The organism is Shewanella sp. YLB-07 (genome assembly GCF_009377275.1).
Map to the genome: position 1 here is coordinate 34691 of NZ_VOQB01000004.1, position 23463 is coordinate 58153.

At 45.0% G+C, this 23463-nt stretch carries 17 protein-coding genes and 1 pseudogene; 8 read left to right on the forward strand and 10 right to left on the reverse strand.

What is annotated here, in order from left to right; translation table 11 throughout:
* Positions 1-7: 7 nt before the first annotated feature.
* The 6 genes and pseudogenes from FS373_RS09775 to FS373_RS31900 all read left to right on the forward strand — a co-directional run.
* Positions 8-712, forward strand: coding sequence for a pilus assembly protein (locus FS373_RS09775; RefSeq protein WP_152829353.1), 705 nt, complete (start codon positions 8-10; stop codon positions 710-712).
* A 70-nt stretch (positions 713-782) separates the two neighbouring features.
* Entirely contained in the window at positions 783-1742 is a 960-nt protein-coding gene (locus tag FS373_RS09780) for a hypothetical protein (protein ID WP_144044938.1), read from the forward strand.
* On the forward strand, positions 1690-2469 hold the full coding sequence (locus FS373_RS09785; RefSeq protein WP_152829354.1) for a LysM peptidoglycan-binding domain-containing protein: 780 nt from the start codon (positions 1690-1692) through the stop codon (positions 2467-2469). The genes FS373_RS09780 and FS373_RS09785 overlap by 53 nt, the downstream gene beginning before the upstream one ends.
* A 98-nt stretch (positions 2470-2567) precedes the next feature.
* Positions 2568-4820, forward strand: coding sequence for a hypothetical protein (locus FS373_RS09790; RefSeq protein ID WP_152829355.1), 2253 nt, complete (start codon positions 2568-2570; stop codon positions 4818-4820).
* Between the two features lie 59 nt (positions 4821-4879).
* Entirely contained in the window at positions 4880-7237 is a 2358-nt protein-coding gene (locus tag FS373_RS09795; RefSeq protein ID WP_144044941.1) for an Ig-like domain-containing protein, read from the forward strand.
* Between the two features lie 55 nt (positions 7238-7292).
* Positions 7293-7376 (forward strand): annotated as a pseudogene (locus FS373_RS31900) (fluoroquinolone resistance protein); the annotation flags it as partial.
* A gap of 111 nt (positions 7377-7487) precedes the next feature.
* Here FS373_RS31900 and FS373_RS09805 read toward each other — a convergent pair.
* The 6 genes from FS373_RS09805 to FS373_RS09830 all read right to left on the reverse strand — a co-directional run bounded on the left by FS373_RS09805 (position 7488) and on the right by FS373_RS09830 (position 15760).
* A complete protein-coding gene (locus FS373_RS09805; protein ID WP_152829356.1) occupies positions 7488-7913 on the reverse strand; it encodes a nitrate reductase cytochrome c-type subunit in 426 nt (141 codons plus the stop codon).
* 83 nt (positions 7914-7996) lie between these two features.
* Positions 7997-10480: a nitrate reductase catalytic subunit NapA gene (gene napA / locus FS373_RS09810; RefSeq protein WP_144044942.1), complete on the reverse strand. Its 2484-nt coding sequence runs from the start codon at positions 10478-10480 to the stop codon at positions 7997-7999.
* A 62-nt stretch (positions 10481-10542) separates the two neighbouring features.
* Positions 10543-10797: a chaperone NapD gene (locus FS373_RS09815; RefSeq protein ID WP_144044943.1), complete on the reverse strand. Its 255-nt coding sequence runs from the start codon at positions 10795-10797 to the stop codon at positions 10543-10545.
* A 524-nt stretch (positions 10798-11321) separates the two neighbouring features.
* On the reverse strand, positions 11322-12452 hold the full coding sequence (locus FS373_RS09820) for a lipocalin-like domain-containing protein (RefSeq protein ID WP_144044944.1): 1131 nt from the start codon (positions 12450-12452) through the stop codon (positions 11322-11324).
* A 118-nt stretch (positions 12453-12570) separates the two neighbouring features.
* On the reverse strand, positions 12571-15099 hold the full coding sequence (locus FS373_RS09825) for an ABC transporter permease (protein ID WP_227992655.1): 2529 nt from the start codon (positions 15097-15099) through the stop codon (positions 12571-12573).
* Positions 15092-15760, reverse strand: coding sequence for an ABC transporter ATP-binding protein (locus FS373_RS09830; protein WP_152829358.1), 669 nt, complete (start codon positions 15758-15760; stop codon positions 15092-15094). The genes FS373_RS09825 and FS373_RS09830 overlap by 8 nt, the downstream gene beginning before the upstream one ends.
* A 283-nt stretch (positions 15761-16043) precedes the next feature.
* Between FS373_RS09830 and FS373_RS09835 the strand changes: the two genes are divergently transcribed.
* Both FS373_RS09835 and FS373_RS09840 read left to right on the forward strand, forming a co-directional pair.
* A complete protein-coding gene (locus FS373_RS09835) occupies positions 16044-16802 on the forward strand; it encodes a sulfite exporter TauE/SafE family protein (protein WP_144044947.1) in 759 nt (252 codons plus the stop codon).
* Positions 16803-17453: 651 nt separating this feature from the next.
* Positions 17454-18929, forward strand: a complete 1476-nt coding sequence (locus FS373_RS09840) for an FAD-dependent oxidoreductase (protein WP_152829359.1) — start codon at positions 17454-17456, stop codon at positions 18927-18929.
* Positions 18930-19219: 290 nt separating this feature from the next.
* Here FS373_RS09840 and FS373_RS09850 read toward each other — a convergent pair whose 3' ends face one another.
* The 4 genes from FS373_RS09850 to serA form a co-directional block, all read right to left on the reverse strand.
* Positions 19220-19633, reverse strand: coding sequence for a group II truncated hemoglobin (locus FS373_RS09850; RefSeq protein ID WP_144044949.1), 414 nt, complete (start codon positions 19631-19633; stop codon positions 19220-19222).
* Between the two features lie 798 nt (positions 19634-20431).
* Positions 20432-20791 (reverse strand): TraR/DksA C4-type zinc finger protein, encoded by a 360-nt coding sequence (locus tag FS373_RS09855; RefSeq protein ID WP_152829360.1) that lies wholly within the window; start codon positions 20789-20791, stop codon positions 20432-20434.
* 218 nt (positions 20792-21009) lie between these two features.
* Positions 21010-21990, reverse strand: a complete 981-nt coding sequence (gene ygfZ, locus FS373_RS09860) for a tRNA-modifying protein YgfZ (protein WP_144044951.1) — start codon at positions 21988-21990, stop codon at positions 21010-21012.
* A gap of 131 nt (positions 21991-22121) precedes the next feature.
* Complete coding sequence (gene serA, locus FS373_RS09865; RefSeq protein ID WP_144044952.1) at positions 22122-23351, reverse strand: phosphoglycerate dehydrogenase; 1230 nt, start codon at positions 23349-23351, stop codon at positions 22122-22124.
* Between the last annotated feature and the right edge of the window lie 112 nt (positions 23352-23463).

Sequence of the window (23463 nt, forward strand, 5' to 3'; positions counted from 1 at the left end):
ATTTTAAATGTATAAACAAACACTAAAAATTGTTATAGCAATGATGACTCTAATGTTTAGTTGTCAATCTAAGGCTATTGCAATTAGTAGCTTATTTGAAGTTGCGGATTTAAACACTCATCTCGCAGATATACAAGTGATAAATAATGATGGTAAAGATATGTTTATTAATCTTGAAATGTCAAAAGTCCGTTATATTGATGGTAAGAAAGTGGAGGAGAAACTTAACAAGGACAATGTGGGGGATTGGACATTTCGTGTTTCTCCATCACAAATGATATTGAAGCCGGGAGAAAGAAAAACAATTCGAATGCTTAATGATTGTGATGAAGACTGTGAGTTTTCTGAAGATCAAGTCTACGCGGTATCAGTGACTCCAGTTCCTTACAGTGAAGGGCGAAAATCGGCTGTAGCAGTGGCTTTTGGCTACAAGGTTTACTTTATTGACCCCGCGTCAGAAGTTAGAATCGATTATGATTTGAAACGAATTTCAAAAGATAAAATTAGCTTTGAAAATAGAAGTAACACTATGCTTAATGCTGTTTTAAATCTATGCACAAAGAACTTTAACTCTGATTGTATTTATGAGTACCGCTTGTTGCCTAATTCCAAACGAGAGTTCAAATTACCTCTTAAGAGCCAGGAACAATCAACACTTAAGTTTTCAGTAATTAATGCTAACGAGGTTGTTCATGAGAGAGTTACTCTTTAGCATAGTGCTATTTATATCATGTTGCGCAAATACCTATGCGTCGATAATTCATGCGAAAGTCACTGGGAACATGATTCAGTGGACGAATGCTACCACCAATGGTAATGAAGTACAGCAATCAGTATGGCAGTCTAGTAACTCGTTCAATTTACTACCAGTACTGCGCTGGAGTCCAGCATTTTATCAAAACGCGTTAAGGTCATTAACATTTACTTCCCAATTAGGGGCAAGGGTAGAGACTGCTTTTAAAGATACCGGGATCGAATTTCGCACTGCAAATGCCTATAACACTGTCAATGGAGGTATCGATGCTGGTCTTAATACAGGACCACAATGTCAAATAGGGGAAGATTCTGGAGGTGATTTTTTGCTAAAATCGGCTTCATCATGCGGTGTTGATTTTACCTTAGTTCAACAGCAAAAATTAAGACCGTTTGATTTTTATCGTACCTTCTTTGAATTACCTGACTTATTAGCTGACTTTACTCAAGCTAATGTACCAGCGGGTCGTTATCTTGCTTCTTTCAGTCAACCAGTTGCATATTTCTTAATTTATGAACACCAACAAGTTGAATCTTACCAAATTTATTATGACCAGGTTAAAATAGTTATTGATTATAAACCTAGCTTTATTTCGTCCATTAATCTAATAGGGGATGGCCAGTTTGAACTAGAGTATGATACTGAGGAACATAGTGTAAAAGGACAAACAAAATATGCTGTTAATGTAAGTGGATACATAAACCCAGGTATAAAGATGTCCTTCCTATCCTCAGGTGATGAGGATGACTTTTCTCTAGAACATACTGAAACATCAAGTAAAATCCCATACGAATTATTATGTGACAAATGTAACGATAGACTCGTTATCAGCAATGGCGTTATGGGTGATGAATATGCAAAAATTGGATTTATAGGTAATAATTTGAATTTCATTTTAGATTTCAGGTTTAATAATGTATATGCAGGAGAAGTAGATGAAGGAGATTATAGCGATGCCATCACCATCATTTTCGAACTTGATTTATAACATTAGGCTATTGATGTTTTCTGGCTTGTTACTTTCACCAATGTTGTATGCACAATCTGATGATATAAATTATAAGGTTAGTGCTGGTTTATATAACCCTAAAGGTGATGATGGTATTCAGCAAGAGTATTTTAAGTCATATTTTAATTTAGGAGTGCAATACGGACTAACTGATTCATTTAGTATCAGTTTGGATACTTATATTTCAGATGAAGTTGACTCACATTTATATTTTGGCGGAAGCCTTGATTATACCTATAAGGTCAGTGATGACTACGATGTTTTTGCACGTTTAGGTGGGGATGTTATGAATGATAACTTTGTACCTAAGGCAAGCTTTGGCATTGCAGCCCACTTATTTAGAAATATAACATTTAATATAGAGAGTACGATGAGAAGTACTGAAGAATTTTCTGAATATCAGTTTTCTATTGGTTTGAGTTATAAGTTCGGAAATGAAGGTGTGACTAGTTCGATTCCTATTAAAACATCAGGTGAGATAGCTTTAGAATCAATCATCGAAACTGATTATTTAAATTCTTCTGATCACAATTCTGACAATGAATCAAATGAATCAAATGAATTTTATATCATAGTTAAAGGGGATACACTATGGGATATATCAGAACGATTTAATATTAAACTGTCAAAGTTAATATCAATGAATGTTAGTGTTGTTAATAATCCTGATCTAATTTACCCCTGTACGCGTTTAATTTTAAAGTAGAAATATTAACATTTAATCATCATATATATCTCATCCATCGGAAACTACAACGAGAAATTAAACCAATGATATATCTACAGAGATTTACGGTTTTGGCTATGCTGTCATTATTTTTAATTGGATGCGGAGGGGATGAGGCGACATCAGACACGGGAGGTGGTGGCAATGGGCCAGCCGAAAGTATATCTATTGATACACAAGATACATTGGATTTTGCATCAGAAAGTGTCTTAACCTCTGTGGATTTAGCAAACAAAGTCAGAACAGATAGCGAGCATGAGTTACACATAACAAATATTGCCTTGCTCTCAGATCGTAATAACTGTGACTTTATTGATATGGACGGACTTAAGTTTAGAATTGAAACCAATGGATCTCAAGTTTGTCGCTTCAGCTATACCGTTGAGCCTATTAGTGACGATTTTTCGGGAAGTCAGTCGGGCATCAGTCAAATCGTTGTTTCCGATGTACGAGATACACGTGATGAAAATATATTGCCTGATTCTTTGCCACCTATCAGCAAAATGGCTTATCAGTCTGAGGTTTTATCTCTTGATTTAACTCCATATTTACCTAATGGTTTTGTTCTTGATACTAAAAGTGTCGAGTTAGCCGGAACGACTGACACCGGAGAATTGGGCTCTTTCGAGTCTCAGGGGAGTAGCATAATTTATAGGGCCCCGGATGAGGCTCTGGGAGTAGTCAGAATTTATTATTCAGCCATTAGTAATATGGATAATCTTCTTCCCGGTGTCATTTATGTCACTATTAGTGATCTCGCTAACGCCAACACAGCCCCGATAGCCAGTATCAACGAGACACTTGGAGATAAAATATTAGCTGATAGCCCGACAGATTCATTTTTAATAGATATAGAAGATTATGTTTTCGATGCTGACGGAGACAAACTACAACTCATCGACGTTTATACTAACGGTTTAGGTTGGGCTAGCGATCTAACTCAATTTACGTTCGAATATAGTCCTAACCTAAGTGGCATGCAATATATCACTTACATAGTGGCTGACCATCATGGTGGCTATGGTATTGGCACCTTAAATCTTTACGTTAGGTCATATGACATCATTTTTGATGCTGATCAAAATATAACGTTTTACCCGACGTACACATTAGAGGAGATTGCCAGCACCGAGGGCACGTTTAGTGATATATATGTTGAAAATGGAACGCAAGGTGAAGCTGGTGAATACCCCATTTTTAATGAAGACTTGGCTGATGCCTACTGTGTCACTCGAGGGCTGGTATTACCAAGAGCTTCTCAACTTCAGAGTTTATATACGGATCCATTAGGTAGTAGCTCTGTTTTTGAAACAAAATACAAATGGCCCTCAGGCTCCTCTTATATTGCAACCGATGGAACCTTTTCATTAAATGACGGGATTAGCAGTGCTGCAAGTGGTCAAGAAGGGTATGTATCGTGTGTAGAGCAAGTTGAATTTCCCAGTGACTACAATTTTAGCTCAAAGTACTTAGGTGCTGATTGGGATGAAAATACCATAGTGCTGGCTTCTGCTGCTGTTGACGGAAACAACATACCACTGCCCCCAAGTAAATATGGATTAAAGTATAAAGTTGTAGATACCAATCCCGAAGGATTAGCTGGGGAAGTCATTGTCGAAGTACACGAGAATAATATCGTTGTAAAGAAGCGCTCTGATGCTGTATTTCAGGCCGTCCTAGAAATCACAGACCTTATGGTGCAAGGGGACATACAAGATATTACCACGCTGATAGTCGGGACTGGAGCGTGTCCTAATGGGGTAAGCGTGAATGATACTCAGTATTTAGGCTGTATTCCAGTGCTGGATAATAGAGATACTAGTGAAAAATACACAGGGGCGGTAGCCGACCATATCCTGATTAACCTCGGCTATCAATTGGATCAATTTGGTGATGAGATTCCTTACCTTAAAACGTCAAATACAACCCCAGACTATTCCTATTATGATCTCAATGATGTTTCTGACATTTCTGAGTCAGTGATGAAATCCGCGATTAATCAGTATGCGCAAGATTATTGCGATATTGCTAACGCAGTCGAATTAGCTGGGCGTGACAATTGGACTTGGTACATCCAGAACCCAGATAATACGATGAAAGAAGAGTGGTTTTCTGATGCTACTTTCCCGATGGCTCAAAATCTAACTAGATGGATATCTAATGAGGCTGGTATCGATCTTGCCATGTCAGGGCAAGGGGTGTTCTTTTTTAAAGACAAGACTACAAACCAGCTTAATCAGAATGTTGATACTCAGGCTATAGCATATCAACCTAGAGGATCGAGCGATCATAAAGCTTGGCAGTACATCACATGTTACTCCCCAGATTGAAAACTCAAGTCATGATCTAAATCCTTGGATAACAATCGAGGGACTTGGGTGTATTTTTAATGTGGCTTGTTTTGTTATTAGGTCTATTTTTTAGCACCTCTACCGGCGTTTATATTCTATCCATTCACAACTATAGTGTGAGGCTTAATAAATTGATTTACTTAAATAAAGTTACTATTCTAGCTCTGCTGTCATTCATTTTACTCGGATGTGGGGGCCAAGAGACTGGATCGGATACAGATAACGGTGGTAATAAGCCAGCCGAGAGTATATCTATTGATACGCAGAGCACATTGGACTTTGTACCTGAAAGCGTCCTAACTTCGGTGGATTTAACCAGTAAAGTCAGATCCGATAGCGGACAAGATTTACATATAACAGATATTACACCGCTGTCAGATTACAATAACTGTGACTTTGTTGATGTGAGTGGACTTAAGTTTAGAATTGAAACTGAGGAAGCCCAAGTTTGCCGCTTCCGTTATACCGTTGAGCCTGCGAGTGGTGATTTTTCAGGTAGTCAGTCAGGTATCAGCCAAATTGTCGTCTCCGATGAAAGTACAGTATCTTCTCCCTTGCCTCCTATCAGCAAAACGGCGTATCAGTCAGAGGTGCTAGTTATTGATTTAACATCTTATTTACCTGAAGGTTTTTCTCTTGATAATACCAGTATCGAGTTGGTTGGATATACTGACACAGGAGATGTTGGTGCTTTTGAATCTCAGGGGAATAGCATCACTTATACTGCTCCTGATGAGGCTTTAGGGGTCGTTACAATTTATTATTCAGCCATTAACGATCTAATGGATATTCTTCCTGGTGTCATTTATGTCACGATTAGTGACACAGCTAATACAGCCCCGATAGTCAGTATTAACGTGGCACTTGAGGATAAAATATTAGCCGACAGTCCGACTGATTCATTTACTATAAATATAGAAGATTATGTGTCCGACGCTGATGGAGATGAGCTACAACTGACCGAGGTTTTTACTAACGGTTTAGGCTGGGCGACTAATCTAACTCAATATACGTTTGAATATAATCCTAACCTAAGTGGCATGCAATATCTTACATACATAGTGACTGACGATCGTGGCGGTTATGGTATTGGCACCTTGAATTTTAAGGTTCGGTCATATGGGATTATTTTTGATGACGATCAAGATGTAACGTTTTATCCCACTTATACATTAGAGGAGGTTGCTAGTACCAATGGATCATTTAGTGGTACATACACCGAAAATGGAACACAAGGAGAGGCTGGTCAATATCCTATTTTTAATGAAGATTTGGCCGATGCTTACTGTGTAACCCGAGGACTGGTATTGCCAGCAATTTCTCAACTTCGGAGTTTATATACAGACCCATTAAGTAATAGCTCAGTTTTTACTAGTCAATACAAATGGCCCTCAGGCTCATCCTATATTGCAATCGATGGAATCTTTTCGTTATTTGATGGAGCTAGCAGTTTAACACAGGGGCAAGTGGGGTATGTATCGTGTATAGAGCAAGTCGAGTTGCCTAGCGACTATAATTTTAGTTCAAAGTACTTAGGCGCTGATTGGAATGAAAATAGCATAGTGTTAGCCTCTGCTGAGGTTAACGGGAACCATATTCCATTGCCTCCGAGTAAATATGAATTAGAGTATAAAGTTGTAGATACTAATCCGGCCAATCTAGCTGACCAAGTTATTGTTGAAGTACAAGAAAATAATATAATTGTTAAGCAAGCTTCTACTCGCGTATTTCAGGCTGTTTTAGAAATCACAGACCCCAATAATGTGCAGGGAAGTCTACAAGACACAACCACGTTAATTGTTGGGACTGGAGCGTGTCCTAATGGAGTCACTGTGAATGATACTCAATATTTAGGCTGTATCCCTGTATTGGATAATAACGAGACTAGTGAAAAATACACAGCAGCGGTAGCCGACCATATCCTGATTAACTTGGGGTATAAATTGGACCTATTTGGTGATGACATTCCTTATCTTACAACGTCAAATACAACTCCTGTTTACTCATATTACCGTACCGATATTTTAGGGCAATCAGAGTCAAGCATTAAACAATCCATAGGTCTATACGCACAAGACTACTGCGATATTCTTAATGCCGCTGAAGTGGGTGGGCGTGATAATTGGATATGGTATCAGCAAGGAGGCATATCAAATCCTCCTTCGCGTGAACAGTTTGAAAATCTAGAAGGTACATTAGCGGCAGAACTTACGCGCTGGATGAGTGATGCAACAGGGCTCAGTGTAGCAGACGTTGGTCAGGGCGTTTTTGTGTTCCAAGATAAAATTACACACCAATTGAATCAGGATGTAGATAACAATCGCATGAGATATCAATACAATCCACAAAACCCTTGGAAAGCTTGGCAATATATTACATGTTACTCTTCTGATTAAAATTGAAGTTATGCTTGAATACTGCGGTGATAAACTAGGGGAAGAACCAAAATAGGTAAGGCTGAGCGGCGTTAAAACCTGCATGTGGCAGCAGGAACAGTTACTCGAGCTACTTGGATTGATTGTGGGACCTGACTAGCCTGAAATGCTAAATAATACCGATTGGTATAAAGAGTAAAAAAACCACCTCGAAAGGTGGTTTTTGCTTTTAATCTTCATGCTTTACAGCTTATGACTCGCAACTTCTAGCCTATTTAGCCGAGAAATCATTCTCGACTAGGGGCTGCTTGTTATCAGCTTGAGGAACATGGCACTGAGTACAATTGTAGTAGTGCTTGTTCAACTTGCTATCGGCAAGCAGGTGAGATGCATCGATCTCAGTAGCTTTCATGCGCTTAGCTTTCGCCGGGCTGTGGCAGTTCATACAGCTGTTTTTCTTGAGGTTGATCGGGTATTGCGCCTTATGGGGGATCAAAGGAGGCTGATGCACAAACGTACGCTCGATTGACTTACCACGCTTGGGGTAAGTAGGCGCTACATCGGCGGCGCGCACTTCAGTGATCTCTGATTGCCCAAGAGAGGCGATATTAACAGGATCCGCTTGAGTGTCAGCTTGTTGTCCCGAGCATGCATTGAGCATAAATAGCATGGCGACGGCAGTAAGTAATTTTTTCATTTTATCTCCTAGGGGACGAGCAAGCGCCCGTCCTCTGTGTAGGTGCATGAATCTCTAGTGTTATTTAGAGTGATTCATCTCAATTAGACTTTCATCACCTTGACCGGGCACTTCTTGAAATCCGTCTCTTTAGAGAGGGGATCCGTGGCATCCAATAACAACTTGTTGACCAGCTGGCGAGCGTCGAAGAATGGCATAAATGCCACTCCTCTCGGCGGCTTGTTGCGGCCCTTAGTTTCTACACGAGTCTTGATCTCACCGCGAGGTGAGGCCACTAGGACTTCATCACCACGCTTAACCCCGCGCGCCTTTGCGTCTTCTGGATGAAGGAAGATCTGTGCATCCGGGTAGGCACGATGTAGCTCAGGGACACGAGCCGTCATAGAGCCAGTGTGCCAATGTTCAAGCACGCGACCGGTCGATAGCCAGAGATCGAATTCTTCGTTTGGCTCCTCTGCAGCAGGCTCATAGGGTAGGGCGAAGATCACCGCCTTACCGTCCGGCTTACCGTAGAAGTTGAAGCCTTCGCCGGCCTTAACATAAGGATCGCTACCTTCGACAAAGCGGCGCAGGGTTTCTTTGCCGTTGACCACAGGCCAACGTAAACCGCGAGTCTCGTGATAAGTATCGAAATCGGCTAAATCGTGGGCATGACCACGTCCAAACTGGGCGTACTCTTCGAATAAGCCTTTCTGTAAGTAGAAGCCAAATGCCTCAGATTCATCATTTAGCTCGGCCTTACAATCTGAAGTGGGGAACTTATTGACTTCACCGTTAGCAAAGAGCACGTCATAGAGTGTCTTATCTGCCAAGTCTGGTTGCTTAGCGATAAGTTCGCTTGGCCATACCTCAGAGACTTTGAAGCGCCTAGAAAACTCTACTAGCTGCCAAAGATCAGACTTAGCGCCTTCGGGTGGCTTCACTTGTTGATGCCACATATGAGTACGACGCTCGGCGTTACCGTAGGCGCCCTCTTTTTCTACCCACATGGCTGTGGGAAGAATAAGGTCGGCGGCCATGGCCGAGACCGTTGGGTATGGATCTGAAACTACGATGAAGTTTTCCGGGTTACGGAAACCAGGTAAGATCTCTTCATTGATGTTAGCGCCAGCCTGGACGTTATTAGTACACATGGTCCAGTAACAGTTCAGCTTGCCATCTTTGAGCATACGGCTCTGAAGTACGGCGTGATATCCCGGCTTAGGTGGAATCGTGCCTGCTGGAACCTGCCAGAGTTTTTCGGTGATGGCTCTGTGCTTAGGATTCTTAACCACCATGTCGGCAGGAAGGCGGTGAGAGAAAGTGCCTACTTCACGGGCGGTACCACAAGCCGATGGTTGACCCGTTAGCGAGAACGGACTGTTGCCAGGCGTTGCTATCTTGCCAGTCAAGAGGTGGATGTTGTAGAGCATGTTGTTGGCCCAGACGCCACGTGTGTGCTGGTTAATTCCCATGGTCCACAGGCTCATCACCTTGATAGAAGGGTCGGCGTACGCCTTGGCCATCTCTTCTAATTTTTCAGGCTCGACGCCACTCATCTTAGCGGTGTACTCGAGAGTATAAGTGCTAACGAACTTGGCATATTCATCGAAGCTGATAGGCGTCGATGAGCCCTTACCTGGATTCTTGGCTTTTTGCTCGAGCGGATGCTCGGGACGTAGTCCATAACCAATATCAGTCGTGCCAAGAACAAATTTAGTGTGCTTGCTGACGAATTCTTTATTCACCGCATCGTTTTCAATGATGTAGTTAGCTATGTAGTTCAGGATGACAAGATCAGTTTGTGGACGGAACACCATGGCATTATCGGCTAAGTCGAAGCTACGATTCTGAAATGTAGACAGTACATGCACACGACTGGTAGGGCTGCTCAGACGACGATCAGACAGACGAGCCCATAGGATTGGGTGCATCTCAGCCATATTCGCGCCCCACAACACGAAATGATCGGCAGCCTCTAAATCATCATAGCAGCCCATTGGCTCATCAATGCCAAAAGTACGCATGAAACCACCTACGGCCGATGCCATACAGTGACGTGCATTAGGATCTATGTTGTTGGTGAGGAAACCTGCCTTGTGTAGTTTAGAGGCGGCGTAGCCTTCCCATATCGTCCACTGGCCAGAGCCAAACATGCCCACAGCTGTAGGCCCTTTGGTCTTTAACGTGTGCTTCCACTTTTCAGCCATGGTATCTAAGGCGGTATCCCAGCTCACCGGAGTAAACTCACCTTCTTTGTCATACTTACCATCTGTCATACGCAGCAGCGGCGTGGTTAGACGATCCTTGCCATACATGATCTTCGATAGGAAGTAACCCTTGATACAGTTTAGGCCCTTGTTGACTGGGCTTTCTGGGTCACCTTGTGTGGCAACGACTTTGCCATTTTTGGTTCCGACCAAGACGCTACAACCCACACCACAAAAACGGCATGGTGCTTTATCCCACTTGATATCGTCCTTCTGCTCAGCGGCTTCGACTAACTTCACTGGCAGAGTGACACCAACGGCTGTTGCAGCGGCAACGGCGGCGTTGGCTTTCAGAAACTCGCGACGGCTAATGCTCATGGTGTTCCTCACTCTTTTTTCTATTGTTTAATTTGACGGTAATCTTTGATTAGATTTGATTTTTATTTGAATTCTAGGTTATCGACCTGGTGGTAGATAAGGCTGCTATTAAGCACGCCTTCTATGGCATTGATGGCTTCGACGTTGTCTAGAATAGATGTCTGGGTTTCACCCTCTAGGGTGATCACAAACTTGCCTTGCTCGGTAACGGCATGGATATCCGTGCCTGTGAGTGCATTGATTTGGGATTCAACCTGAGAAATGGCCTTAGGTGCGGCATGCACGACTAGGCTGGTAATATGGTATTCCTGACTCATCAGCTCGTTTACCTTCAATCAGAGAGAGACAGATAGCTGCGGGGATGGGTTTAGGAGAGCTAACTGTCAAAGTATTCTTCGAGTTTAGACCCCAAAATAATTGTGGGTATACCTAACAAGAGGTATTGGATCTGTTTATAGATCAAGATCATCTTTTTCGATGTGATCTAACTCCCAGTTTAATAAATAGGCACTTTATTGAGTGATCTCTTAATTATCAAAGCAGGGTAAGCCGATATACTTTAGTAAATACTTATTAAAACAACAGCTTGGTTAATGATAATCATTAACCTTTGGTTGTTGGTATTTGGAAGCGTAGATAGGGTTGGAGCAAGATCCGCACTCTGCCTATAAAAATCATGAGTTCGAGCTTTATTTTCAGCCTCTGCCGCTATCGTCACCTCCATTATCAATTTAGCCCATAATGTAGGCATGAAAGTCGTCGGTGAGGGGGGAAGACGGTTACGCACTAAGATATCTGCTCGAGTATGATTGTCTTTACCGTATCTCCAGCTTACAAATCGTCAGTGCTCATATCCCGTCAGCTCCATATAGCCTTCACCTCCATGGCTCCCCGAGACCATGACCGGCCCCTCCCAATAGCTGATACTTAAGGGCACTTTTGCATTGGGATTGAGCGCATCGGTGCGAATATCAATATTTTCAGAGGGTATCGAAATATTCCACGCAACAGGGTAGGAAACTGAGTCTATTTCATGCCAACTTGCTACCTGTAGGTGGATATCTTTGGAGGCTATATTACGACCGCTGCCATCGGCAAACATTCTGCGGCCGCTATAGAAGCTAGGTTTGTCCTGTCCTCTTAGCTGGAACAACATCAAAGTTGACCCTCCTTCTAACCTGAGGGCAAACCAGTCCCAGCCAGCCTGTGTCTTGTTGAGAAACTGCGAGCTCCACTCTCGGTCTAACCAGGCATCGCCACTGACCTCATGGTCTACTCCATCGATAGTCACCGAGCCTGAAACCTGGATAAAAGGTTGGCTGTAGTAATGGGAGGCTACAGAGGCGTCTGCGCTCTTAATGCTGTAACCATTTTCCCCCTGGAGCTGATAGGGGGCACTCGTTTTCAAAGTTAACTGATAGCTAAACTGTCCTGCGTCGACCTTAAGCTGGGCTGGGAACAAGTCTGCTCCCGTGCCGGTCCACTGCCAGTCATCTATTTTTATGGTGAGGGGATTGGTTGAGACATCGGCCAGTCTTGGATGGCGTCTCGACCATCTCTCTTCGGCAAGGTGTGAAGTTTCAGTGGTTATGGCCGCATGGGTCATAAAAACTTGATTGCAGGCCCAATTCGAATCAGAGAGCTTAGTTGGTGACGCTGCTTTTTCAGGCGACTCTTTTGGGGATAAGGCGACACGAAATTGGGTCCATTGCAGCCCTAGTTTTTCACCTTTTTGGGTTGTTAAATTCGCCGTGAGGTACCACCACTCCTGACGAAAATCATCGTGGGATAGATGATCTTCGGGAAAGCTTATCTTCCTATGCTTCTCTACGACCGTATAGCCTGCAGCATTATCGCCTAACAGGCTTGCCATAGGTGTAGATGTAAGTGTCGATGGCTTAGAGCAGGCCGTTAGCATGGTGATAGTCAGCGCACAGAATGTTAGCACTACTAGTATTTGTTTAGACATCATATAACCTCTCTCTGCAGGCTAGAGATCAGCGGTTGCATAGTCTGGTGCTTATAAAGCAGAAAGGCGACGGCTTGCAATAAGAATAAGGAAGTTTGCATGACTAGGATTGGCTTAGGCGTCATATAACTTCCCTCTGCAGGCTAGAGACCAGCGGACGTTTGGTCTGATGATACAAGGGTAAGGCCACGGCCAATAAGCTGGAGACCAGTGCCAGCAAGACCACCTGACCGTAGGCGAGCCAGTTCCATTCCATGGCGATACTCCAGCCGAAGGCTTGTAGGGTGATCTTATTGATCAGCAGATAACCTAAAATAGCACCCGTTGGCAGGGCGAGCAGGCAGGTAAACAACACGATAATCAACATCTGACCGAAGACTAGTGTAGTGAGTTGACGGCGATTAACTCCCATGGTGTAGAGCCTGGCCATGGGGGCCATTCTCGCCTGAGTGAGCATGAAACAAGCGCTAAATAAGCCGATGGCCGCCACGAGCAGGGTTAAGGTATTTAATACCTGAGTGATAGAGAAGGTGCGCTTAAACATGATGATTGCCTGCTGCTTAATCTTCTTTTGGTTGAAAATCATGGCGTCGGGTATTGAGAATACCTGCTGTAATTCTTGTCGCAGTTTTTGCTGAAGCTCCTGTTTTAATTTGTCAGTGTCTCCCTTGACGTTAATGGCCAGGCTCAGCGGAGCCTCTGGAAATCCATTGGCTCGCCAAGTCTCGGGGGAGATGATGACCTCGCCATAGGGATTACCGTAATCGTAGAACACGCCGCCCACGGTAAAGCGATTATCTGGCAGAGCCTGTAAGTCTATGCTGTCACCTAATTTGAGATTTAACTTGATGGCGAGGGGCTCGCTGATCAGCACGAGTTTATTAGCAAAAAAAGCTGGCCACATATTCTCGAGCGTCTCTTTAAATACTGTGGTCTGGGCTAAGGACTGCTTATCTCGAGTGACGATATTGATCGGCAGCTTGTCTTGTTTACTGCTTAGGTACCACTGTTTATAGAGGGCATCCACATCCTGGTGTTGCTTCAGAAACGCTTCTACCTCGGCCATCTGATTCGATGCAGGCCTGATATAGATCTCGGCGTGGAGTCTGGCATCGAGCCAGTTTTTCAAGGTGCTCTCGAAGCTGTCCACTAAGGTGTTCATGGATATATTGGCTGTCAGCGCTAATAACATGGCCATCATGGCCAGCGACAGGGGGGCTATTAGCTCCTTGGTCTCGGCGATCTGATAATGTAATAAACCTTTAGGTGTCACCTTTAATAGCTGACTTACCATAAATGCCAGAGACCAAGGCAGGGTTAAGGGGATGGCGATAACCACTAGACCAAGCAGGAGCATGGTGTAGCGATAGTCTTGGCTAAAAGGCAGTAATATCGCTGCCACTAATCCGAGTGTGATGGCTATTAATAATTGATATCGATAGATTTTATCGGCACTTTTTTGCTGAGTGAAGTGACCCGAATTCCCGGCCAGAGGCTGACGGATGAGCTGAATAAATAATGACGCTGAGGCTGCCAGGGCGGCTAGGAAAGTCAGCCCTATGGCCTGAAACAACCAGCTCCATTGCCAGTGACCCGGAAATATCTTAGCGCCATAAAGCTGCTCCAGCGTGACCGACACCATAGGTTGTAGCCAATGACTGAGCTGCAATCCCAGCATAAAACCTATGATAGAACCGACTATGACCAAGAGCAGAAGTTCGATGCACAGAGCCAACATCAAGGGGGCCTTGGCTATGCCTTGCTGCTGAAGCTGTGTTAGTAACCTTTGCCTCTTGAGTAAGCTATAGCGAACCCCGTTATAGGCGATAAATAGGCCGACCACGAAGGCCAATAGGCTCATGGCGGTCAGGTTAAGGTGAAAGCTCTCGGTGAGGGCGGTGAGGCCATCACCATGATCACTCTCAATTAACATGCCTCGATTTCCAATAAGCCGCTCTAAATGACTCTTGTAACTGCTGACGTCAGAGAAGAGAGCGATATAGCTGAGTTCATTGGGTCGTTTGAGTATGCGCTGGGCCAGAGAGATATCCATTAAGATATCCGAGCCCAAATTACTGGCATCATCTAAGGCTATAACACTTATTTTTACGCCCCCGAGTACCAAGTTACCGTCTTGGGAGATCTGCTCTGCCAATGATTTGCTGGTCAGTACTATGGGATCGCCGGATAAGATATCTCCCATGGGAATATTTAAAGAGAAAAGCCCGCCGCCAGCTTTAGCTCCATTATTTACTTGAGAAGCGGAGCCTGAGAAAGAGGTGAGGGCGGCCATAAGGTCGCTACCCTGAATGCGCCAACGTTTACCATTTGAGTCGCTGGCGACGCCTTGCAAGACTGGCAGGCTATTGTTGAAACCGTCGGCGCGCATGTCGAAGTATAGGTTCTCATCCAGACGTTTACTGCCAAGTGGCGGGGTGACAGACCATTTGGCTTGCTGACTCAGTAGCTCGGTGGCAGAGCTGTAGCTCTGAATGGCGTTTTCATTGGTGGTGCGAACCCCGATCAACAAGGTGACAGCCAGAATAATACCGATACTGATGGCAGCAGCCTGCAGGGGGGCTTGGCGATAATGGGCGAAGAAGACCTCAAGGCAAAGCCGGGTCATGCGGATGAGTTTGGTATTACTCATGGATCTGGCCATTATCCAGATGCCAGCGCCGCTGCATAAATTCGGCGCATTCCATGCTGTGGGTGACCATAATTATGCCGGTGTCTTGCTCTGCTGCCAGTTCACATAAGAGCTTCATCACTTCTAAACTGGCGACTTGATCTAAGTTGCCGGTGGGTTCATCGGCTAACAGGAGTTTGGGTTTATGGGCCAATGCCCGGGCGATGGCGACTCGCTGCTGTTGACCTCCGGATAAGGTTTCGACATGGCGCTTGAGTAATGGCCTCAGACCTAAGCTATCGATCAGGTGATCGCACCAATTATTCCAATCTAATCCATTGAGTCTGAGTGGGAATGCAATGTTATCTTCGACATTCAGCGGGGTCAGCAAATTAAATTGTTGAAAGACCACACCTAAATAAACCTGCCTGAAATGACTCCAGTGATTGTCGTTCCATCTTGTGGTGTTCTCGGCCAGCAGGCTAAGGGTGCCTGCATCGGGGCGTTCAAATCCGGCGATCAGATTAAGCAAGGTGCTCTTGCCACTCCCGCTGGCACCAGTGAGCGCAATGGTGTCACCTTGGGTGAGCAGCAAGTCGAGTCGGTCGAGGACCTTATGACCGACTCCACCATCGATAAACTCTTTGCTGATCCCTTGCAGTTGAACTATCTGTTCTGTCATAAGGCTCCATTCGCCAAGGCTAGTCCATTGTGGGTCAAAACTATGGGTCAATAGTCAGTGAGCCACTTAGCATACCGAATCATACATCATTCTTAGCTAAGGTCTGCAGACCTTTACAGGGCCAAGATGGCTGCACTAATCATTAGTCTACCTTAGAGGTAACAGGCTGGGTACAAAGTATAATTTGAATTACTGATATTAATCGGTAAGCTGTCCACTGCACAAATTTTGAGTCGTTTACTCGTCATTGTTTTAGCCAGTGTTAAAGGGGGCCCTTGTCTTGATGGATATCACTATCACCCATGCAATCTTGTTACTCGTGACAGGTTTTTTCGCGGGTATCATCAATACCCTCGCCGGTGGAGGCTCAAACTTGACGTTGCCAGCCTTGATGATGATGGGCATGCCTGCGGAAGTCGCCAACGCGACCAACCGAGTCGGCGTCTTGATGCAGTCGATAGTCGCCGTATTTGGCTTTAAGAAACATGGCAAGCTAGACACAGACGATAAAGTGCCCATCCTTATTCCCACCGTTATCGGTGGCTTATTAGGGGCTGCGGGAGCGGCCTACGCGCCTACTGAGTGGATAAAGCCTCTGCTGTTGGGCACCATGCTGCTGATGGCACTGGTGATTCTAGTCAAACCTTCCATGATAGCGCCGGAATACGGCGCATCGGTGAATAAGGTGTCTCAGACACCGAGCTCCTGGTGGTGGCTGGGTGTCGCAGGTTTCTATGGTGGCTTCGTTCAGGCCGGAGTTGGCTTTGTGCTGCTGGCGGCATTGGCGGGGTCGCTGAGATATGATCTGGTTCGTGCCAACGCGCTCAAAATGCTCTGCACTCTCGTTTTTACCTCTGTGGCTTTAGTGCTGTTTATGATTGAGGGCCTGATCCAATGGCTCCCCGGAGTGATACTCGCCTTCGGCACCATGTTTGGGGCTCATTTAGCCGTTAAAATGGCCATCAAGGCTAGGCCTGAGGCTATGAAGTGGTTCCTGTTTATTATGACGCTGGTGGGTTGTATAGCAGCTTATTTTAGTTAGCAATGAACGCTAACTTTTTGTTCTTTTTTGACTTGTTACACATTCATTTTCTGTCTTTCTGGCAATGCTTTTAGCCGGAATCCAGCTCTTTATTTTTTTAAAGTTAGTTTTGGAACATACGGCCTTACGGCCAAGGTAAGTCGTGGGTCTCCATTCCCCCATTCCTTGGTAAAGAGTAGGGCAAGGAGGACTGCTAGCCGAAGTGAATGGTCTTGTATGTTCCAGACATACATAAGACATTTCCTATCTGACCCACAAGAACGTGGGGAATGCCTGAGTGATATCTGGAGTATCGCAGGCCCTATAGGTCAGATTCACAAATGCCGTGGTGGCATGGATGCCAAAGAACGGCCAATCCACCCGAAAGCTAGCCTCACATCTGAAAGGTAGGATGCCTGAATGCCTTGTAGTCCAAGGATGGATGAGAATGGCTATGTGAGCTTCACACTAGTTTCTTCAACGCCTCTCAGCAACTTCCAACGGGGATCTGTTATAACCTTCTGGTGCGTTTGATTATCGTCGGTAGTTAATTTCAGGGTCTTTAGAGCGTGAATTCGGTAAATATGAACTTTTTGTGATTCATGGCTATAAACTTGACTGCTTGCGACGTAAAATAGCCGCGAATTTTGTATGTCACTCTAATAAAGCACAATGAATCAAGCTGCAAAAAAATCTGATACAGCATCGATAGCTAGTCCTCAAATTGCCATCATAGGTGGCGGTGTTGCAGGCTCAACAATAGCCCTGCGCTTTGCCGAATTGGGCATAGATACTAGCTTGATCGAAAAAGGTGACAGCTTAGTCAATGGCCCTCCCTTTTGTCATCTACATGCTGGCGGTAATCTTTACCGGGAAATATCAGATGAGCAGTGTTTAACCCTGCTAGAGCAATCTATCGATACGGTAAAGGTATACCCGCAAAGCGTGAATAAGCGGCCAACCGTTATCGCACTGCCGAAAAACGATCCCGGTGAATCCAGTGATTTACTGCCGCGTTTAGAAAAGTTACGCACTAAGTACACCTCTTTAGTTCGGCAAGATGTTGGCAATAAAGTGTTAGGCGAGCCCGAGCAGTATTTTCGTTTGTTTGAGCGAGCCGAAATAGAAGCCCTAAAAGAGCTTCCCTTACCAGAGAAAGCTCAATGTCCGAGTGATTGGTTGGTGGCTTTTGCTCAGCATGTCGAGTTGGATAATTTAAAATTCCCGATAGTCTTAGTGCAGGAATATGGCCTGTCAGCCTTTCGTTTTGCTGCTATCGCTAGCATGGCGATAGAGAATTTACCCGCTTGTCATCTACATACCAACACGCAAGTCGTGGCATTGGAGCAGCTTGCAGGCGCGTCAGGCTGGCGTGTATCGATGAAAAAGCATGATGAAATCGAGATCATCGATGCCGATTTTGATTATGTGATTAATGCCTGTGGCTTTAAGAGCGGCGAAATCGATGACATGCTCAGTGCTAAGCGTCGGCGTATGGTCGAGTTTAAAGCAGCCTATGTTGCCCACTGGCCAAAGTGCCAAGGCTTGTGGCCTGAGGTTATTTTTTATGGGGAGCGTGGCACACCTCAGGGCATGGCACAATTGACGCCTTACCCAGATGGTTATTTTCAATTACATGGCATGACTCAAGATATCACCTTGTTTAAGAACGGCTTAGTGGCGAGCTGTGAAAACAGTGCCCAGCCGAAACTTGCCGAACGTTTTATGAATAAGATTGAACATCAATGGCCAGCGCAGCTCATCGAAAAGCGAACCTTAGGCTCTATTGAGCATATAGCCCAATATATTCCAAGCTTTAGTCAGGCTAGCGTCGCGGCTAAGCCCTTATTTGGCGCGCAACAAATCCCCGGAGATGATGCGGATTTACGCACGGCAGATGTGTCGTTTCATGGTAAGCATTATGCTCGTGCAGAGATAGTTAAGGCCTCTTCGGCATTAGCGGCTGCCGATGCAATCTTGCAAGATTTGATTGCTGATCAACTGGTGAGCTCTGCACTCATCGAGCAATACGCCACTAAGCATTACTTCCCGGTAACTGGTCAATGTACACAAGAAGAAGTGACGGCTAGAGCCGAACTCTTGGCGAGGCGGCGTCAGTACCCTGAAGCCTTGGCGAAGAACTTTTAACTTCCAGATGTGCTTAATACCAATCGGTATAAAAGTGTGGTCACTCAGCGAGAGTTTAGCGCTTCAGAGGCAAGGCAACGAGTGAGGAACATAGTTATTCTACGTTTAAGCTCGTTAACGCCGTATCGGAAGTGCTAAAACTCGCCTTTCAGGAGTGTTTTTGGCAGCCTACTTCTGTGTTGAATGAGTTCGAAAGGGATCACCATTCCCTCACTCACTCACCCGCCTTGAATTATGCAGCCAAAAATAACTCTGAGTTGGCCACTTTCTTATACCGGTTGGTATAACTATCAGCTGCCGGATACCTGTCTAATTCTCTCTGCCGGGACGCGTAACTGCTGCATCAGATAAATTTTGAAATCGGCTTCGTAAGGCTGATTTTCTACGGCTTGTTGCATGCAGTACAACCAAGCTTCACTTTCTTTATGGCCCACCGACAGATGTTTATGAGCGGCCGGGATATTGATGGATCCGTAATGCTCAGAATACAGTTTAGGGCCGCCAAGCCAGCCGGAAAGGAAGTATGCGAGTTTCTGACGAGAATCAGTAAGGTCACCAGGATGCATATCCCGGATCTTCTTTGACGAGGAGAATTCATCCATATTCTGGTAAAACTCATCAACCAAGCGAGTCAGACCTGCTAAGCCACCCGCCATTTGGTAGGAGTTGTCGCCAACCCCAAACTCACCATTTTTTGATTTCATAATTATTATCTAAACCTAGTTTGAACGTAGCGCCAATAGAGTTTTGTTTCTTTATATGGCGATAAGACTATCACGGTTAGCTTGTTTGAAGTGTGGGGCCTAGCGGCAGAGAAGGGATTCCAAACTCAGTTTGGATTAAGGTCGTGGAATTCCATTCCCCCACTCTTGGTAAGAGGTAGGGCAAGGAGGACTGCTCGTCCAAAGCCTCCTTGATTCTCTGTAAACCAAAGTACCAGACGCCCTAGCGAAGTTGTTACCCTACGTTTGTTTTTGAAAATACTTAACGCTTCCGATGGGGCGTCCAAGCCCCCCGAAAGCTAAACTGACGTCCTGTCAGTTTCACAGGATTAACTTCAACGCCCTTCGGCAACTTCCAACGGGGACCAGTTGTATCTTTAGGCCGCGTTTGGTTGTAGATACAAGCTAATAAGATTTAAAGGTTATTAGCTTGTATCTTTCTATCAATAGTTTGATGTTCTAACTTAAAAATCAATCAACCTGATTGGCTTGATAAGGCAAAAAAGCAATATAAGAGTAGAAAATCTAGATAAGTAGCCTTTAATTAGCCGGTGTAGGTGGAAGCTATATTTGCTCTTCATCCAAGTCCTGATGCGGCTGCGAGCTTCGGCAACATGGATGTTGCCGCAGAGCCTATAGGGACATATTAACGGCGTCTCGCAGAAGTATTAGGACATTAAGTGCGCCACAGGCGATAGATTGAAATAACGTTCAAAGTTACAAATCAATTATCCGATATTAGAAAATGTAGAATTATAGACAGAGATAAAAGAGAACCATCTATGAGTTCTCGGCCTCACTTTGGCATTGAATACACAATTTTGCGATAGCATGTATCGTGAGCCGACCGATACCAATACTCTCACCGCATTCAAGACAAACACCATACTCCTCGGGTTCGAGCAAGATCTGCTTAATACGCAGGAGGTGCTGCTGCATCAGTACTTCACCCGCTTGTGCCATCTGTTGCTGTTGAATCGCGTCGATGCGTGATACTCGTCCAACCGCTTGCTGGTCTAGTTGAACTGGGGCGCTGCGTTCGTGGATTGATTCTATTTGCTGCTCTAAGTCGATTAGCTCATGTCTGAGCTTAGTGAGCAGTTCTTGTTTCTCGGTTGACGTGAGATCTGCTTGTTTCAAGAGTCAGTCTCCGATTTGGGATGATTGGGGATAGAAGCAACTAAATTATCTGACTTCTTCTCGTAAAACAAGTGGGCATAGCAAGGGTAAAACAAAGGATATAAAAAAGGCGCACTCAGCTCATGAATAGGGCTTTGACAGTGCACCTTTATCTATGTTTTTTCGCAACTCGCAACTCGCAACTCGCAACTCGCAACTCGCAACTCGTCGCTTATAGTTTAATCTTCATCTTCAAGCGAATATGGCAGTGGCTTGATCGTCAGCGACGAGCTTTCATCTCCTGCGATTCTAAGCTTGGCACTGTCTTGGGTGTCATTAGGTAGCACGGCTGTTAGTAAGATCTGCTCGCCTGATTGAACCAGTTCGATGATGGTACCAGTTTTCTTGAAGCCATCGTCTAAGGCTAGCTCTAGTCTGGTTTCCAGACTGACAGTTTCGCTACTGGTGCCGCTTAGGATATACAGGGCGCGCTTATTGCCACCGCGATACTTCATGCGGGCTATGGTTTCCTGGCCCATGTAACAACCTTTCTGGAAGCTGATACCATTAATACCCTGTAAGTTACACATCTGAGGTACAAACTGGCTCTGATGTGGGGCTGCCAGGTTAGGGTAACCCGATTGGATCTCCAGAGCTTGCCAGGCGGTGGCATCGACTATCTCTTGACTGATAGAAGTGAGCAAAGGTGCAGCAGCTTCTTTGTCCATCACTATGATGAAACGGTCATTGTCTTTAAGCAGCAGGCCACCAGAAATCTCGGTGACTTCTTTGTCGATGCTAGTATTGTCTGCTGGGCCGAAACGCTCGTTGACCCAAGCTTGCGCCTGTTCACCGGCGACGCCTAATAGTAAGAATTTTTCGGTAACATCGACGAGATCAGCCTTGCTGAATACTGCATATTTAGCAAGTTGAGTTAGATCCAGGGCCAAGGTATCAGACGGCATCATCATGAACAGTGCATCTTCGAGGACGAAGGTTCTGAAGCTTGCCAGCATCTTTCCCTTGGGATCGCAGTGGGCTCCCCAGCGCCATTGGTCGTTTTCTAAAGAGCTGATGTCAGTGGTGACTTGTCCGTGGATAAAGCTGCGGCCTTGTTCACCCGTCACGCTCATTAGACCCAAGTGGGATAAATTAGAGAAGAATAGCGATGGAATTGGGTCATTCAAGTTCCAACTGGGCTGAGAAACGGAAAGCGTCATATCATGATCCTAGGAAATAAACGGGCTGGAAAGAGCTGATTGTAACTCGAATCTGCAAATGCTTGAAATGAAATAACCCGCATAATTAGTAAAATTATGCGGGTTATTAATTTTTAGTCACAGACTGGTATTTAGTGCAGTAAGCGAGTTCTGATAGTGCCTTCGATGGTTTTCATTTGTTCCAAAGCTTCTTCGGCTTGATCCGAATCGACCTCCATTACTACATAACCAATCTCCGCAGTAGTTTGAAGATACTGGGCAGCGATGTTGATGCCTTTCTCTGCAAATGCTTGGTTAATCTTGATCAGTATACCGGGACGGTTGTGGTGAATATGCAGTAATCGAGACGCGTCTTTATGCTGAGCCAAAGAAACTTCCGGGAAATTGACTGCAGTCATGGTCGAGCCATTATCTGAGTACTTCGCCAGCTTGCCAGCCACTTCTATACCGATATTTTCCTGGGCTTCCTGAGTGCTGCCCCCCACATGAGGTGTCAGGATGACGTTATCCAGACCGCGTAGCGGGCTGAAGAACTCGTCATTGTTAGACTTAGGTTCAACCGGAAACACATCGATAGCGGCGCCAGCGAGTTTTTCACTGCGGATGGCCGAAGCGAGAGCGTCTATGTCGACAACAGTGCCGCGAGAGGCGTTGATTAAGATGCTGCCTTGCTTCATGTTGGCAATCTCGGCTTCACCGATCATCTCTTTGGTCTGCGGTGTCTCAGGTACGTGCAGGCTGACAACATCAGCGAGAGACATTAATTCTTGCATCGAATGAATTTGCTGGGCATTACCCAGTGGCAACTTATCTTCAATATCGAAGAAGATTACGCGCATGCCGAGCGTCTCGGCCAAGATACCGAGTTGAGTACCAATATGACCATAGCCGATAACACCTAAGGTCTTACCGCGGGCTTCGAAACTGCCTACGGCACTCTTAAGCCATCCGCCTCTGTGCGCCATGGCATTACGCTGTGGAATACCACGAAATAACATAATTATTTCACCCAGCACTAACTCGGCAACACTTCGAGTATTTGAAAACGGCGCATTGAAAACCGGTACACCCAGTTTTTCAGCAAAACTTAGGTTAACTTGGTTAGTCCCGATACAGAAACACCCAATACCGACAAGTTTCTCGGCTTGGCTTAACACTGCTTCGGTGATCTGGGTGCGGGAGCGAAGGCCGACAAAATGAGCATCTTTGATCGCTGTGGCTAAGGCCTCTTCCCCGAGAGATGCTTTGTGGTATTCGATATTGCTGTAGCCTGCTCGCTTAAATACATCAACCGCAGATTGGTGGACGCCTTCCAACAGCAGGATCTTGATCTTATCCTTGTCCAGCGAATGTTTCGCCATGATTTGGGTACCTTCTTCGGTTATTGGTATTTTGTTAACTTAAGTTGATTTTTTGTATTATTAGTATTCTATTGATACTTGTCCGACCAAAGTAGCATTTTTTTTATGCACT